Source organism: Paenibacillus sp. FSL L8-0644 (assembly GCF_038008165.1).
In the GTDB taxonomy this organism is placed as follows: Bacteria; Bacillota; Bacilli; order Paenibacillales; family Paenibacillaceae; genus Paenibacillus; species Paenibacillus polymyxa_D.
Map to the genome: position 1 here is coordinate 608,343 of NZ_JBBOYN010000001.1, position 15,293 is coordinate 623,635.

The 15,293-nt window shown below is 44.3% G+C and carries 16 protein-coding genes; 11 read left to right on the plus strand and 5 right to left on the minus strand.

The genetic code is table 11. From position 1 onward, the window contains the following. Positions 1 to 68: 68 nt before the first annotated feature. Positions 69 to 884 (plus strand): DUF2935 domain-containing protein, encoded by an 816-nt coding sequence (locus NSS94_RS02800; protein WP_039270320.1) that lies wholly within the window; start codon positions 69 to 71, stop codon positions 882 to 884. Positions 885 to 1,018: 134 nt separating this feature from the next. Here NSS94_RS02800 and NSS94_RS02805 read toward each other — a convergent pair whose 3' ends face one another. The 3 genes from NSS94_RS02805 to NSS94_RS02815 form a co-directional block, all read right to left on the minus strand. Further along, on the minus strand, positions 1,019 to 1,918 hold the full coding sequence (locus tag NSS94_RS02805) for an alpha/beta hydrolase family protein (protein WP_318627640.1): 900 nt from the start codon (positions 1,916 to 1,918) through the stop codon (positions 1,019 to 1,021). A 147-nt stretch (positions 1,919 to 2,065) separates the two neighbouring features. After that, complete coding sequence (locus NSS94_RS02810) at positions 2,066 to 2,431, minus strand: cupin domain-containing protein (RefSeq protein WP_039270324.1); 366 nt, start codon at positions 2,429 to 2,431, stop codon at positions 2,066 to 2,068. 109 nt (positions 2,432 to 2,540) lie between these two features. Then, a complete protein-coding gene (locus tag NSS94_RS02815) occupies positions 2,541 to 3,083 on the minus strand; it encodes a GNAT family N-acetyltransferase (protein ID WP_341038607.1) in 543 nt (180 codons plus the stop codon). A 176-nt stretch (positions 3,084 to 3,259) separates the two neighbouring features. Between NSS94_RS02815 and NSS94_RS02820 the strand changes: the two genes are divergently transcribed. Beyond that, complete coding sequence (locus NSS94_RS02820; protein ID WP_341038609.1) at positions 3,260 to 4,114, plus strand: aminoglycoside 6-adenylyltransferase; 855 nt, start codon at positions 3,260 to 3,262, stop codon at positions 4,112 to 4,114. Further along, on the plus strand, positions 4,098 to 4,691 hold the full coding sequence (locus NSS94_RS02825; RefSeq protein ID WP_341038611.1) for a dienelactone hydrolase family protein: 594 nt from the start codon (positions 4,098 to 4,100) through the stop codon (positions 4,689 to 4,691). Before NSS94_RS02820 ends, NSS94_RS02825 begins: the two co-directional genes overlap by 17 nt. A 322-nt stretch (positions 4,692 to 5,013) precedes the next feature. Here the strand turns inward: NSS94_RS02825 and NSS94_RS02830 are convergent, their stop codons facing one another. Then, complete coding sequence (locus tag NSS94_RS02830; RefSeq protein ID WP_029516008.1) at positions 5,014 to 5,703, minus strand: ArsR/SmtB family transcription factor; 690 nt, start codon at positions 5,701 to 5,703, stop codon at positions 5,014 to 5,016. Between the two features lie 98 nt (positions 5,704 to 5,801). Between NSS94_RS02830 and NSS94_RS02835 the strand changes: the two genes are divergently transcribed. The 3 genes from NSS94_RS02835 (at position 5,802) to NSS94_RS02845 (ending at position 9,741) form a co-directional block, all read left to right on the plus strand. Then, on the plus strand, positions 5,802 to 6,440 hold the full coding sequence (locus NSS94_RS02835; RefSeq protein WP_165148038.1) for a flavin reductase family protein: 639 nt from the start codon (positions 5,802 to 5,804) through the stop codon (positions 6,438 to 6,440). 153 nt (positions 6,441 to 6,593) lie between these two features. Further along, the gene (locus NSS94_RS02840; RefSeq protein ID WP_165148041.1) at positions 6,594 to 7,886 is read left to right on the plus strand and encodes a homocysteine synthase; all 1,293 of its coding nucleotides are present in this window, start codon (positions 6,594 to 6,596) and stop codon (positions 7,884 to 7,886) included. A 190-nt stretch (positions 7,887 to 8,076) separates the two neighbouring features. Continuing rightward, positions 8,077 to 9,741, plus strand: a complete 1,665-nt coding sequence (locus NSS94_RS02845) for a CoA-disulfide reductase (RefSeq protein ID WP_341038613.1) — start codon at positions 8,077 to 8,079, stop codon at positions 9,739 to 9,741. Here NSS94_RS02845 and NSS94_RS02850 read toward each other — a convergent pair. Then, positions 9,726 to 10,094, minus strand: coding sequence for a VOC family protein (locus NSS94_RS02850; RefSeq protein ID WP_029516003.1), 369 nt, complete (start codon positions 10,092 to 10,094; stop codon positions 9,726 to 9,728). The genes NSS94_RS02845 and NSS94_RS02850 overlap by 16 nt on opposite strands. Positions 10,095 to 10,258: 164 nt before the next feature. On the opposite strand from NSS94_RS02850, the gene NSS94_RS02855 reads away from it, so the two are divergent. The 5 genes from NSS94_RS02855 (at position 10,259) to NSS94_RS02875 (ending at position 15,287) form a co-directional block, all read left to right on the plus strand. Further along, positions 10,259 to 10,564, plus strand: coding sequence for a hypothetical protein (locus tag NSS94_RS02855; RefSeq protein ID WP_238794843.1), 306 nt, complete (start codon positions 10,259 to 10,261; stop codon positions 10,562 to 10,564). Positions 10,565 to 10,904: 340 nt separating this feature from the next. After that, positions 10,905 to 11,027 (plus strand): hypothetical protein, encoded by a 123-nt coding sequence (locus NSS94_RS02860; RefSeq protein ID WP_256026045.1) that lies wholly within the window; start codon positions 10,905 to 10,907, stop codon positions 11,025 to 11,027. Positions 11,028 to 11,125: 98 nt separating this feature from the next. Beyond that, the gene (locus tag NSS94_RS02865; protein WP_029516002.1) at positions 11,126 to 11,434 is read left to right on the plus strand and encodes a hypothetical protein; all 309 of its coding nucleotides are present in this window, start codon (positions 11,126 to 11,128) and stop codon (positions 11,432 to 11,434) included. Positions 11,435 to 12,163: 729 nt separating this feature from the next. Beyond that, positions 12,164 to 13,666, plus strand: a complete 1,503-nt coding sequence (locus NSS94_RS02870) for an HD-GYP domain-containing protein (protein ID WP_341040382.1) — start codon at positions 12,164 to 12,166, stop codon at positions 13,664 to 13,666. Between the two features lie 175 nt (positions 13,667 to 13,841). Then, entirely contained in the window at positions 13,842 to 15,287 is a 1,446-nt protein-coding gene (locus tag NSS94_RS02875) for an ATP-binding protein (RefSeq protein WP_340954006.1), read from the plus strand. Positions 15,288 to 15,293 lie beyond the last annotated feature (6 nt).

Sequence of the window (15,293 nt, forward strand, 5' to 3'; positions counted from 1 at the left end):
TCATAATGACCTGGCATATCCCATATGACTAAGTAAGTGCTTTTTGCTCACATAGAGGAGGGATATGATTGGATGCATTCGTAGCGCGCTCATTAGATGAAATACGATTTTGGTCGAGGATTATGAAGGAGCATTCCTTTTTTCTGGGGTTAGGTTTTAGAGCGGAAGATACTCAACTTAAAACAGAAGCCAATCAGTTTTACGCTATTTTCGAGGATATCGAGAAAAGGTCGCATGAATTTAATAACAAGACAGATCCTTATACAATCAAAGAGTTTAATACGGAAGTTCAGAATGCGGCGACGAATATTTGGGCATTTAAGAGGATGGTACTGGGCCTTATATTACAATGCAAGCTTCCTGGACAAACCAATTTTCCTTTACTGGTAGATCACGTAAGTCGGGAAGCAAATTATTTCAGAAACCGTTTAGGAGAACTGAATTCAGGAACACTTGAACCCTTACCTGATGCTATTATTGACGAAAATGTATTTTTCTTAAAAATCATGGCCGATCACGCAAAATTTATAGGCCATTTACTTGATCCATCCGAACGTAAACTGGTTGAACAAGCTAGGGAGTTTAGTAATGATTTTGATATGCTAATGTTTCAAGCGATTGACCTAAGTCATATGCGACCACAGTCACAAACCGTTCCACTCCTGAGTCAATTTGTTGATGAGAACCGTGTCTCTGTGAAGTCCTTGCGTGATTTTAAGAAAACAGCGCGTGATTTAATCGACGAGTGCCGAATAAAAAGCATTATCCATCCTTTATTAGCCGATCATGTATTTCGTGAAGCTGAGAGGTTCCTTTTTATTCTCGATATGTTTGATCAATCCTTATCAGGTGTTAAGGTGAATAAGAGAGAAATCATGCACTGAGAGAGCCCAGCCAAAAGAACACAGTTTCTGTAAAATATCCAGTGGAAATAAAGCTTTAGACTGAACAAAAAATCAAACAGCGGCGGACCAAGACTTGAAAGATAAAGTCTTAGACAGCCGCTGTTGTCATCCAACTAACGTGTATGAGCATATAGAAAATCCAATATGTCAGCATTAAGTCCCCTATGGAAATGTTCGCGATCAAAGCCGGGAGGGTCTTGCGATGGGAGAAAGGCTGGAGTCCTCATCGATTTCGGGAAGGGACTCAGAAAGGAGAAATGTCCGGCGTTTTTTACTGTTTTGTATTGTACCTTCTTAGGGTCCAGCACGCCATCCAATATTATACGCGCGTGTAAAGAAGGAGTGTACTGATCCTTCTCTGCATCCATCATTAAGATAGGTAGATTAACCGTACGCAAGCTATCTTCAGCTCGAAACCAGACCGACGCTGGCGCTAGTAAAACGAGGCATTTTACTCGGTAATCTGGTGTAACCTCTATAAGCTGGGGCTTTCCGTCCGAGGTCTCGTGAGGAAAAGAAGTCGGCACGCCACCTGCCGCTGCTAATACCGTATAACCACCCATGGAATGTCCAATGAGCGACACAGCATTCCTTATCAAATTGTCCTTGAAAAGCATACTATCGAAAAACCAATCGGTGGCCATATTAAGATGTCTAGGTCTATAGATAAGATTCTGGGCAGTCCCTTCCAGACTATTATCATTTCGATTGTTAAATGGATGCTCTGGAATGCCGACAATAAAACCATTACGTGCTAAATACTGCGCCAAAATCCGATACACAAGCGGTGTACTGCCAGTACCGTGAGAGATGATAACCAAAGGGAACCTTCCTTCCGATGGCCCTGCCTCTCTCGCCAACTCTAACTGGTATGGACCCAATCGCTCTATTTGTTCGGGTTCGTTCGTTGGATACATTACCATCATGGGAAATGTAATGCCTAGAGAGGAATCCTTTATTTCTACTTCTCGCCATCCTGCATAACTATTCTTAAATTCTGCGTTTCTTATCATCCACTATACTCTTCCTTTCTCGAAATTTTTGTTTAACTATCCCCCCTGCCCGTTGCTTAATGCAATAATAGACAGCTACGGAGTGCATACGCCCCATCTCCGATCAGCTTCAATTTTTCTTGTTCACTTCTAATTATTGCTATATATTCAAATCCAAGTATCATTGGCTGCCGTTAATTCTGACTCTGCTCCTCCAGTATTTACCACTCCCCTCGGCTCTACTAGCATGATATGGCACTCCTCATGGGCGAAAGGTTTATGTTCGACCCCCTTAGGCACAATAAACATCTCTCCCTGAGAAACTTGTACCCGTCCATCTCTAAAATCAATGAACATCTCACCTTCAAGTACAATAAAGACCTCGTCGGTATCCTGATGATCATGCCATACAAAATCCCCAACTATTTTCACCAATTTAAATTGATAGTCATTCATTTCACCAATAACTTTCGGAGACCAATGATCACTAAACTTAGATAACTTTTCATTCAGTTTGATGGATTGATACTTCATAATAACCTCCTTGGAATTTCCCGAAATTCAATTACAATAATAAGAATATTGAAATTTGGTACTTTTATCTACCACCTACAATGGTTAAATGATTGTTCACTCCGAAAAACTAGATATCCTCAGATGGATTTATAATCGCCAAAACCTGGTGATCCTCCCATTTTCCGTTGATCTTTACGTTGCTTCGAGAGATGCCTTCTTTGTGAAAGCCAGCCTTCTCAAGCACACGTATGGATCCTGGATTCTGGGGAGAGGCTTCCCCGAAGATCCGGTGAAACTTTAGCTTATCGAAAACATAGCGAACCACCTGCTTCACCGCCTCCGTCATATAGCCCTTGCCGTTATATGCTTGATCTAGGCTGTATCCGATCATACAGCTCTGAAGCGGTCCTCTCACCACAAAAGATAGGCTTATGCTGCCTATAATCCGGTCGTCCTCCTTGTGGCATACCACGAAGGAATATTTCCGGTCTTCCATCATGTCGGCCTTGCTTTTAATAATCGTCTGGAGCTGGTGCTCCTCCGTATAGTACTTCTCTTGGTTGTTTGGCGAAAACTTCTCAAAGAATTCTCGATTGCGCTTGTACATTGCTGCCAACTCTGCGGCGTCCGTCTCCTCAGAGAACCGGATGTATACTCGCTGCTCCGACATCTGCACCATCCTTCCAAACTGTAATATTGAAAGAATTATATCACAGGATGAAGATTGGGAAATTGATTTGATGAATGGTGTATATCAGGCAGCATTCCTTTGAATGTTAACTAAAAATATATACCGTAATTATTGGATTGGATATAATGTTTTCTAAAAAAGGAGGATATATTGTAATGAATAATGCTTACGAAGTGCTTGAGGAGCGTATATCCGAATGGGGAATCTCTAATGAGGAAATTATTGCGGTTTATATCGTTGGGTCCCGGGCAAGAGAGGACAAGCCTTTTGATGAGTTTTCTGACTTGGATGTAGTCGTCTTTTCAACGAATCCAGATTACTATCTTCAAAATGATCAATGGTTACTAAACATCGGCAAAGTTTGGACCAGCTTTATGTTTCGAACGGCAAAAGGGGATCCGGAAAAACTCGTTCTCTTTGACCAAGGGGCTGAGGTTGATTTTCTATTCCGTCATATTTCTGATCTGGATCATATAATCAAAAATGGACGTATTCCTGAAGGATTTCAGCGGGGGGTCAGGATGCTGCTCGATAAGACGGGGAATGGAAATCAAATCATTTCTCAAACCACAACGATCCCGGATACTCCTCTAATATCTGAAGGTGCTTATCTACAGGTTGTTAGCATGTATTGCTTCGCCTCTCTATATGTGGCTAAACAAATTTTGCGTAATGATCTGTGGGTAGCTAAGCAAAGAGATATGGACTGTAAACAATTATTGCTGCAAATGATAGAGTGGCATGCAAAAGCTGTACATGGATCGGAATATGATACTTGGCATGCAGGGAAATTCATGAATGAATGGGCTGATCAAGATGTTGTTACTGATTTGAAGAAATCTTTTGGGAAATACGATCCCAATCATAGTTGGGAAGCATTGGTCGTATCCTTAAAGTTGTTCAAACGATTATCCTCGGAAGTGGCAGCTAAGTATAAATACGCGTATCCGGATGAATTATTTTCCCATATTCAAAACTGGTTAGGGGGACAATATGATAAGCATAGATAAAAAGTCGAGCACCCTAATTGTTGTACTGCATGAGATTTATGGGATTAACAAGCATATACAAAATTTTTGTAGCCTATTATCAGATCAGGGTTATGATGTCATTTGTCCAAATTTACTAGGCAAAGAAATGCCTTATGACTATTCGCAAGAGGAAAGTGCCTATACCAATTTTATAGAAAATATAGGATTTGAACGCTCTTTCTATCATATCGAAAGTTTATTATTAAGTATTCGAGCTCGCTATAAAAAGGTATTTATCGTCGGCTTTAGCATAGGGGCAACGGTTGCCTGGCTGTGTAGTAAAGAAAAGTATGTTGATGGAATTGTAGGATACTATGGCTCTCGTATTAGGAATTATTTAGAAATAACTCCACATTGTCCAACACTGCTTTTTTTCCCACAGGAAGAACCATCATTTAATGTGGATGAGCTCATTTCAATTTTAGATAACCGTAATATCCGGGTACATAAATTCAGCGGACAGCACGGATTCAGTGATCCGTACTCTCCCCGATATAACGTACATTCGGCTCAGCAATCATTTAACGAAACGGTAGAGTTCTTCAAGAGAGGTTGATCAATGAACAGCTTCATCCAGCCCACACCTGTTTCATTACTCTGGGGAAACGCACAGTCTTGATATGCGGATTAGTCATATGTATACACATCATTGACTATGAAAAGGAGACGTATGTGGCTGTGGCTACCTTTTTTTCATAATACCATTCAACCTTCTCCGGCAGATGGGGCAAAAGCGGCGGATCAGAGCGGGAAAGCTTCTTAATTTATCCTGCTTACTACGACAGGAGTTAACTTTCAGGACTCCGCCATTGCTATTGCCCAATTCAAACAGTCTGCTTGATTTGAGGTAATGCGAAAAATAAAAGGACTCTGATGATCTAGTCGACCTCTATCGAAAATATCTCTTTAAAACCTCTTTTACCCTCGGCTGTAATACGTATCGCTCGGGTTGTAGGCAGACGCTCGATCCAATGTAATTCGAATAATCTGTCCAGAATAGCACTTCCTAAAGCACCGGCAAGGTGATGGCGTCGTTCACTCCAATCCAGGCATTTATGTGAGAAAGAGCGGCGCTTTTGTCTTGTTTTTGTAAGGTCAATCTGAAAGTCAGTGAAGAAAGTCTCTCCTTGGTCCGTAATATGAAGCCCGTCCTGATCCTCGGAAAGAATCCCCTTTTGCATGAAAAAATTCATGAGCTGTACGCCTAATTGACCCGCAACATGATCGTAGCAAGTTCTTGCCAACCGTATGGCCTCGTTTTCGGAGGCTTGTTTGAATGACTTGATTGGAACAGGTGGAGCTATGGATAAAAATGACTCCATCACCCGGGCAACTTCGGGGTCTTGAATGCCATAGTAACGGTGACGCCCTTGTTTTTCCACAGTAACGACGTGTGCCTCGGTCATTTTAGCCAGATGGAAGCTGGCCGTTTGCGGTTTGATGCCTGCCATATGGGCCAATTCACTTGCCGTGTGGAATCTGCCGTCTAATAAAGCGGTGAGTATAGCTGCACGAGAAGGCTCGCTAACAAGAGAAGCAATCATAGCTACATTTGACTTGGTACTCATGGCACGGTTATCCCCCTTTGTAATCCATACTTCGATGAAGGTTGAAATATTTATATTTTACAATAGGGAGGTAGATCTGAATAGAAGGAGAAGAGATAATGAACCCAACAAATCAGATGAATGAGATGAATCATACCCCAAACGTTAAAACGATTAACCCTAGCATTTTATATTACGGAACCCCTGTGATTTTACTCAATACGGTGAATGAGGATGGAACGACCAATATTAGCCCGATTTCCTCCTCGTGGGCATTAGGAGATTGTGTGGTACTAGGCATTGGAACAGGTGGCAAAGCATTAGAAAATATGGAGCGGCATCCCGAATGTGTAATCAATGTTCCGGGACCTTCCATGTGGGAAAATGTAGAACGTTTGGCTCCTTATACAGGTAAGAATCCTGTTCCAGCGGAAAAAAAGGAACATGGATTTATGTACCATAAAGATAAGTATGAGATCAGCGGACTCACTTCGATTGAGTCGAATAGGGTCAAGCCTGCCCGAATTAGGGAGTGCCCTATTCAAATTGAAGCCAAGGTGAGGGATGTAAGAATTCCTGACCATTCTCCTTATTTTGCTATCGTCGAAACTCAAGCCATACAGGTGCATGTTCATCAGGATATCATCCTCGGCGAGAACCATATTGATCCGACAAAGTGGAGTCCGCTCATCTATAATTTCCGCCATTATTTTGGTCTGGGTGAGCATTTGGGCAAAACCTTTCGATCCGAAACCTGATGCTTTAAATAAAATGATAATATCCTACCTGAATAATGAGAATTATCTTCCCAAATCGTTCTTTTTGTGCGAGAATAATTGAAAAATCATCCATGACTACGCATACAGGAAGAGACGATTCATACAGCACGTATAACAAGGGAGGAAATAATCATGTCAGAAGAACGCAAGCTGTCATTCGAAACTCTCGCTGTCCATGCCGGACAAGAGATTGATCCTACTACCTTTTCCCGCGCCGTTCCGTTGTACCAAACCACTTCATATGGATTTCGGGATGCCGAGCATGCGGCTGATTTGTTCTCGCTGAAAGAATTCGGCAACATTTATACGCGTCTGATGAATCCGACCACGGATGTGTTCGAGCAACGGATTGCCGCACTGGAAGGCGGGGCTGGCGCGTTGGCCACAGCTTCGGGAATGGCGGCGATTTCCTTCTCCATTCTGAACATTGCGGGAGCTGGAGATGAAATTGTATCAGCCTCCAGCCTGTATGGCGGTACATATAATCTGTTTTCTACCACACTGCCCAAATTGGGTATTAAGGTGCATTTTGTCGATTCGGATGATCCAGAGAATTTCCGCCATGCCATTACGGATAAAACGAAGGCCATCTTTGCCGAAACGATTGGCAATCCACAGGGCAATGTGCTGGATGTGGAAGCAGTAGCGGCGATTGCGCACGAATATGGTATTCCGCTGATTGTGGATAACACGTTCCCAAGTCCTTACTTATTGCGTCCTATTGAATACGGAGCGGACATTGTCGTGCATTCGGCAACGAAGTTTATTGGCGGACATGGTACGTCTATTGGTGGGGTGATCGTGGACAGCGGCAAGTTTGACTGGAAAGCGAATGGTCGTTTCCCGGGGCTGACTGAGCCGGACCCGAGCTACCACGGAGTTGTTTACACCGAGGCGGTGGGACCTATCGCATATATTATCAAGGCACGGGTGCAATTGCTACGGGACTTGGGAGCTGCCATTTCTCCGTTCAATTCATGGCTGCTGCTTCAAGGCTTGGAGACACTTCATCTGCGGCTGGAAAGACATAGTCAAAATGCCTTGAAGGTAGCGCAATATCTCGAAGGGCACAAGGATGTGGAGTGGGTAAGCTACACCGGGTTGCCGAGCCACCCGTCCTACGCATTAGCTCAAAAGTATTTGCCGAAAGGACAAGGAGCAATCCTGACCTTTGGTATTAAAGGTGGAAGCCAGGCGGGAAGCAAGCTAATTGCGAATGTAAAGCTATTTTCTCATTTGGCGAATGTAGGTGATTCCAAGTCTTTGATTATTCATCCGGCAAGCACAACGCACCAGCAGTTGAATGAGGAAGAACAGGTTGCTGCCGGAGTCAAACCGGAGCTGTTACGCCTATCTGTCGGGACAGAAGCAATAGACGATATATTGTATGATCTGGAGCAGGCGATCGCGGCCAGCCAGCAGTAGTAGCAGTAGACTCTTCTTAGACTAAGTGTGACAGAGCATTCGTGTAGCATCGCAAGTGATTTTTCGACCCAGATCGGTATTCGTTCAGGGTTGATCAGGCGGGGGGCAACCTCCGTCTTTTTTTGCGTGTTGACAACATACCCCCATAGGTATATATTATACCCCATAGGGTATATAAGGAGGGGAAGAAGTGGGTAGAAAAATAGTTATTATTGGCGGGGTAGCAGGTGGAGCTTCTGCTGCTGCGAGATTGCGTAGATGGAATGAGGAAGACGAGATTACTCTGTTTGAACGCGGAGAGCATGTTTCTTTTGCGAACTGTGGCCTTCCCTACTATATTGGCGGGGTAATCCCTGCGCGAGAGAAGCTGTTTCTCCAAACACCTCAAGGGATAAGAGACCGTTTTAATATAGATGTGCGGGTACTGAAAGAAGTGATACAAATAGACCGGGAGCAGAAGCTCGTCCATTTCCGCGATATGGTTACAGGGGAAACAGATGAGCAGCCATATGATATTGTGGTATTGTCGCCGGGAGCCAAACCGATGATACCGGACATTCCCGGATTACATGAAGCTATGAATCTATTTACATTAAGAAATATTCATGATACGGACGTTATTAAGGCATATGTAGATGAAAGACATCCAAAGCATGTCACGGTGATCGGGGCCGGATTTATTGGGCTGGAGATGGCCGAGAATTTGCGAGAGCGTGGACTTGCAGTAACTATTATTGATATGGGACAACAATTATTGAATCCGCTGGACCCTGAAATGGCCAAATGGGTAGAACAGCATATGAGACTGAACGGGGTGGAGGTGCGTTTAGAGGAAGGAGTCACGGCTTTTGAAGAGCAGGGTGCACAACTTCGTTTGACCTCCGGGGGTGTACTTCAGACGGACATGGTTATTCTGGCGATCGGTGTTGTTCCTGAAAATGAGTTGGCCAAGCAAAGCGGATTGGAACTTGGTTTTCGCGGCGCCATCCAGGTCAACGCCCAACTGCAAACCAGCGATCCGGCCATTTATGCGGTGGGGGATGCCATCCAGGTCAAGGACCGCAATCATGGGTTTGCAACGATGGTATCGCTAGCTTGGGGAGCCAATCGTCAGGGGCGCTTGGCAGCGGATCATATTAACGGTCAGACAATTTCTTATGATGGGGCGCTCGGAACATCCGTCATTAAGACCTTTGCATTGACTTCAGCATCTACAGGTAATAATGAAAAAACATTACAGCGGCTGGGCGTTCCTTATCAGGCTGTTCATATTCATCCCGGTTCGCATGCTGGTTATTATCCTGGCGCATCACCCATCGCTATGAAGCTGCTCTTTAATCCCGAGAATGGGATGATCTATGGGGCGCAGGCTGTTGGAGCTGATGGAGCAGACAAAAGAATTGATGTCATTGCGACGGCTATTCGTGGTCATTTGAACGTCCGAGAACTGGCTGATATTGAACTTGCTTACGCACCTCCCTATTCTTCAGCAAAAGACCCTGTGAATATGGCGGGCTACGTGGCTTCGAATATCATGGATGGGCTGGTCCAAACGATACAGTGGCATGAAGTTGATGATTTTCACCGAAAGGGTGGTCTTATTATTGATGTTAGGGATGCAGTGGAGCTACAGGCAGGAGCCATTCCAGGTTCGATTCATATTCCTCTGGCCGAGATTAGAGAGCGGATGGCGGAAATCCCTAGTGATCTGGAGATCGCGGTATCCTGCCAAGTTGGTCTGCGAGGCTATATTGCGGCCCGAATTTTGACCCAATACGGTTATCGGGTGAGGAACGTTGATGGTGGCTATAAGACGTATTCGGTTATGGCTGAACGTGATCATCTCTTAAAATAGTTCATCACCCATCCAATCTGGTTAAGGTGATCCGTTACTTCGCCGTGCAGCGCACCAAAGAAAGTATCTTGTAGCTCCACGGTAACGGTACCTTTTTCTGCTAGTGCGTGGTAAGCCTGCTTAAGCTCGTCCTCACTTTCACAGTCGAGAATGATTTGTACATGCTGTGCTTTCAGCGGCTTACCGTAGGAATCCGAAAAATGGATATGACTGCTACCCAGGTGAAGTTCAGCGTGCAAGAGTCTGCCTTCCTGCTTGTTTAGCACTTTGATTTTTCCGCCTAAAACCGATTGGTAATAGTCAATTGACTGCTGCACGTCGTTTACAATGACAAAAGGGCTTGCACTTCTCATGGAATCATTTCCTTTCCTGTCTTTAATGTAGGATTGCTACTGTACATTATTTACGTTATTCGCAGAGTTTACCCCTTTTCTGATCAAATTATGGCTTGGTTCACTGTGTGACGTCTGTTACAATAGAAGAGGCATATACGAATGGATAGAAAAGAGGTTGAACAGTGGGCACTTCAGTGATTTGGGAAGCAGTTATATATTGGGTAATCTTGGTGATTTCCGCTCTGTGCGTGATCGCAGTATCTGGTAGTCGGAAGACGGCAAGCACGATTATTTTGGCGCCCGTTGTTTTATTCTGTACCATATTTATGATGCAGGGCTCGGTGTTTACTGCCATGCAGCACCCGACGATGGGGTCTAATGTGGGTTTGGGTATGGCATTTCTGACAACATGGGTAGTCAGCGGAATATTGTTTGCTGTAGCGCTTGTAATTGCTTTTATTAAATATAGCAAGAAGAACAAGGCGTAATTTAGCCCTAACCTCATATGAATAAAGGCTTTCGGTGATGTGCCGAAAGCCCTTTTTGTATTCCTTCTTAACCATGCAGGATGTCTCCGCTTATCTGCGTCTTCTCATAAGCAACACAACGATCAGCACGACGATGATCACGATCAATAGGAATTTCATATTCGATAACCTCCTTGGTCTGTCTCATATTTGGTATTAACCATTTTTAGTTAGTATGCACCGATGGATCTCAAGCAAGTATCTATTGTCGAGTTCTTGGGGAAATTTAGAATGTGGGATCAAAAAGAGGTTTACAGGCTTAGCTGGAAAGTGTATACATAAAGTAAGGGAGGCGATTGCCATGAGTGATCGTGCATTTCATTTGTTCTATATTATTTTCTTAACGGTTCTGGCACTTGGAAGTGTTGGTGGAGTCGCTTGGTGGCTGCGCTCTGTCGGTCGTCAAGAGAAGGAAAAAAACTGAATTCAACATGGGAATACAAGCCCAGTGCATCTTCCAGTAGGAGGGTGCATTTTTATGTGTTATAATGGGAACATATGTTCTTTGTAGGAGGGAAGACGATGTTGCCAGATTTGGAACGAAAGCTGCTACGTATTTTGTATAATTATTTCGCCCAGCATCGCCACATGCCCACAATGGCGGAATTGACCGTAAAAACGGGCAAGCGAGACGCTGAAATTACAGTCGCCTTGCGACATATGGAACAGGAGCGCTACATCACTTGGGAAAACAATTCGGGTACCCAACATGTTGTTTTACTGGAAGGATGGGAGCGTCCCTCGACCCAAAGGCGCACTCAAGCCGAAACAAGACGTTCCACTACGCAAACGATGCCGACCGATGGTACAGAATATTGGACGAATTATTAAAAGGTATATAAAACTGGAGAATTAATGAGTTTTTAAGGTGCATATCATTTAGTTTTAAGAAAGCGAGACTATAATGACCCTATTAACCCCTTTTTGATCAAGCTATAGGCCCTGTCGATGTATCGACGGGGTCATTTTTTTGTTCATGATACGGTTTCCGTAAAATGAAAAATCCCCCGGGGATCATCCGGAGGATGGGTGCAGTTTGCATGTACTGCACAGCTTGCCCAAACTTCATCGTTTGATGGCATAATATATATTCAACCCCTGCTACCTTGCAATATATGGTCAGCATGTTCATAAGGGGCAGTGTGATTCCACTGTTCATTTTCCAAACGACAAAAGCCCTACCTCTCTTTCGTCCTTGCGGCTCCGATGACCGCGCCAGTGTGAATGTGAAAATCTTCGGCAAAAGCTCAAAATTCTACATTAGGGTTATACATAAAATTTGGAGAAGCTCCATACGGTGATTAGGAGTAATAGCTTGTTGCGTGGAATCTTATGGGGTTAATACATACTTTAATAGTATAGCAGGAATATATCTAAAACACAAGGTGTGTTTGGTTTCTTAATTAAGAATAGCACGATTTCCCATCTATAAATTGCAGACTAAAAGCCGTCTTCGTATTGTAAAATGCTCAAGCAAGAAGGTAAACTTTTGATGGTTGGACTCCGATATTGAATACACAAGATATTTTAGAGTGTACGGATGAAAAGAGGGGTAGCAATTTGCCGACCTATAAGCGCTTTATTCAGCATGTTATCCTGAACTATATTATAGGTTCGTTTATCGCTGTATTGTTGGTAGGTATGATTTTTGTATTTTCCACCTTAAATGTAGCCCACCATGAAATTTGGGGTCTTGTTAAAATTATTGTATTTTCCAGTGTTATTATGATTGCTTGTGAAACCATAGTGTTTCGAATCCATTTGAGACCGGTTCATCGTTTTTTTCTAGGTAACCAGGAAACACTCAAGGATGTAGAAGCGGTGTATATCCGGGTTCATCATCTGCCTAATTTGTCAGTTTTACGTATTGTAGGACCGCATTTGTTAGGCTTCTCTATCCCGGCAACCGTCATTGCGTTATGGATGATACATACTGGACAACTTACTTTTCCCTTTTATTATGTAGGAATCGCTTGTATAGGAGCTTGTCTGGTCGCTTCCATGCACGCACTGGTTGAATTTTTCCTGACCATGAGAGCAATCAAACCACTGCTGGAGGAAATTCGGGATCGAACCTACCAGCAATATGGATTGAGCCTGTCCCTGCGAGGACGAGTCCTGCTATCGCTTCGGCATAAATTTCAGTTAAGTGCGACGCTCATTGGTGCTTTTCCTTTATTTTTATTTTGTTTAGCTACACAGATTCGCTTGGAACGTTTGGAGGCGGCGAATTCTAGTTCCTATTGGGCATGGGCGGGTGCGATTTTAATCTTTGGTGTAGCCTTTGCTTATCTGGGAGGCAGGTTGCTGACCCGTGAGATCGAACAGCCGATCCACCACCTGCTGGAAAAAATGAATGAAGTGAAGGAAGGCCGCCTGAACAGTAATGCCAGCGATTTGTATTCGGACGAATTTGCGGAGCTGGTCGAAGGATTTAACATGATGATTGAGGGCCTAAAGGAACGGGAAGAAAAGAACGGTCAGCTATTGGACAGTTACTTCGCCACCTTGGCGGCAGCACTGGATGCACGAGATGCCTATACCGCAGGACATTCTTTGCGTGTAGCTGAATACTCTGTACTCATTGGGCGCAAGGGAGGTTTGAATGAGGCGGACATCGATTTGCTGCGCAAAACAGCCTTGCTGCATGATATCGGTAAAATCGGCGTGGCTGACGCTGTGCTACTCAAGGACGGCAAGCTGACGGACGAGGAGTTTGATCAGATTAAAATGCACCCGGTTATGGGGGAGAGCATTCTCCGGCAAGTTGAACCGGCTTATGCTATGGCCCCTTATTTGCCTGGCGTGCGCTCGCACCATGAACGTTATGATGGCAAAGGATATCCTGACCAGCTCGCTGGGGAAGATATCCCCTTATTTGGACGAATCATTGCTGTAGCGGATGCTTATGATGCAATGACGTCTAATCGCCCCTATCGGCAAGGTATGAAGGAAGAGAAGGCGGTTATGATATTGGAGGAGGGAAAGGGAACCCAATGGGACCCTTATTTTGCCGAATTATTTGTCAAGGAGTGGCGCCGGAACAAAGGCATCACAAGCTGATTCTATAGGTATCAGCACATTAGAGCGAGCCATTGAGGTTCGCTTTTTTATATAGGGAGCTAAGCATCTTTTGACATGTCGAAAGATGGGGCTTCATGTTATGATGTACAAGAAAGGCAAACGCGGTTAACATAGGCCTGGCATCCAATTTTTTGCGCTATGGGAGTGTGAGTCCATGCAATTTTCAATGATGTTTTTAATGAATTTAGGGATGCTGATTGCCGTTGCCTATGTGGCGAACGTGATTTATAAATATGGTTTGAGTCGTACCTCTTCGCGGTTCAAATATGTCAGCTCCGTGCTGCTAGTGATATTTGGCGGATGGGTCAGCTCTTGCTTTGGTTTTAACTTTAGTGAAACGGTTATTTTTGATCTGCGTTTTGTACCGCTGATTATCGCGGCATTGGTGTATCCCCGCTCCTATACGCTTATTATTATTGGGGTCGCAATCGGACTTACGAGATTTACCTTCGGTTTGCATATGGCGGCGTGGGTCGGCTTTTTGAATATGAGCATTCTGGGCGTCCTGTGCGCCGGATTGAACTACTGGATGCGGCGTTCCACCTGGCGTCTGATTATCAAGGCATCGGTGACCATTTTAGCGGTTAATATCGTAAATACGTTAAATATAGCCTGCCTGGGCGTCATTCCCTGGCGCTATTATGTAGCGGAGGTTGTTCCTCTGACACTGCCAATCGGCATCGTCCTCAGTTTTCTATTTGCTCTGATTTTACGGGACTTTCAGATGGAGCAACAGCGGAATCATCAGATTAAGCAGGCGAATGAGTTGTTATCAGAGCAGCGAGATGAGTTGCAGAAGACAAAGGTCATTCTAGAGGAACGTGCCAAGCAACTGATGATGGCTTCCCAATATAAATCGGATTTTATGGCAACGATGTCGCATGAGTTACGTACACCTCTTAACAGCATTATTAACCTGGCGCAGATTATCAACGAGCAGGGAAAGGAACTGGATGAGGACGAGTTATACCAGTACAGCGATCTCATCTATGCCTCGGGGCATGATTTGCTCCAACTGATCAACGACATTCTGGACTTGTCCAAGGTCGAGGCTGGACACATGGAAATCGTAAGTGAGCCGGTCAATGTGCGTGAAATTGCGCAGGTGATGATGATGCAGTTTGAAGTCACTGCGAAGGATAAAAACCTGGAATTCAGCTTAAAGGAGCATGAGCCTATACCGAATGAAATTCGGTCCGATTCCAAACGAGTACAGCAAATTTTGCGTAATCTGTTGTCCAATGCCTTTAAGTTCACTCATGAAGGACGTGTATTGCTGGAAATCAGTACACAACATCTGGATCGAAAGGGACAGGAGGGAGATTGGGTTGTATTTGCTGTAAAAGATACGGGCATCGGCATTTCCAAGCTTCAGCAACACGTTATTTTTGAGGCATTCCAGCAGGCGAACGGTTCCATTAATCGAAAATATGGAGGAACTGGGTTGGGATTGTCCATCAGCCGTGATTTTTCCCGCTTGTTGGGCGGGTTTATCCGTCTGGAGAGTGAGGAGGGCAAGGGAAGTACATTTTCCCTGTACCTACCGATGTGTCCGTCCAAAAGCAAGGAGGCGGACGAACAACCCTTTAAATTAACCTAATCGCAA

Bases quoted from the DNA above. Each gene is read 5' to 3' on its own strand.
- NSS94_RS02825 (WP_341038611.1), top strand. From the start codon at position 4,098: ATGATAAGCATAGATAAAAAGTCGAGCACCCTAATTGTTGTACTGCAT.
- NSS94_RS02805 (WP_318627640.1), bottom strand. From the start codon at position 1,918: ATGATAAGAAACGCAGAATTTAAGAATAGTTATGCAGGATGGCGAGAA.
- NSS94_RS02875 (WP_340954006.1), top strand. From the start codon at position 13,842: ATGCAATTTTCAATGATGTTTTTAATGAATTTAGGGATGCTGATTGCC.
- NSS94_RS02840 (WP_165148041.1), top strand. From the start codon at position 6,594: ATGTCAGAAGAACGCAAGCTGTCATTCGAAACTCTCGCTGTCCATGCC.
- NSS94_RS02815 (WP_341038607.1), bottom strand. From the start codon at position 3,083: ATGTCGGAGCAGCGAGTATACATCCGGTTCTCTGAGGAGACGGACGCC.
- NSS94_RS02820 (WP_341038609.1), top strand. From the start codon at position 3,260: ATGAATAATGCTTACGAAGTGCTTGAGGAGCGTATATCCGAATGGGGA.
- NSS94_RS02850 (WP_029516003.1), bottom strand. From the start codon at position 10,094: ATGAGAAGTGCAAGCCCTTTTGTCATTGTAAACGACGTGCAGCAGTCA.
- NSS94_RS02860 (WP_256026045.1), top strand. From the start codon at position 10,905: ATGAGTGATCGTGCATTTCATTTGTTCTATATTATTTTCTTAACGGTT.
- NSS94_RS02830 (WP_029516008.1), bottom strand. From the start codon at position 5,703: ATGAGTACCAAGTCAAATGTAGCTATGATTGCTTCTCTTGTTAGCGAG.
- NSS94_RS02835 (WP_165148038.1), top strand. From the start codon at position 5,802: ATGAACCCAACAAATCAGATGAATGAGATGAATCATACCCCAAACGTT.
- NSS94_RS02810 (WP_039270324.1), bottom strand. From the start codon at position 2,431: ATGAAGTATCAATCCATCAAACTGAATGAAAAGTTATCTAAGTTTAGT.
- NSS94_RS02865 (WP_029516002.1), top strand. From the start codon at position 11,126: ATGTTGCCAGATTTGGAACGAAAGCTGCTACGTATTTTGTATAATTAT.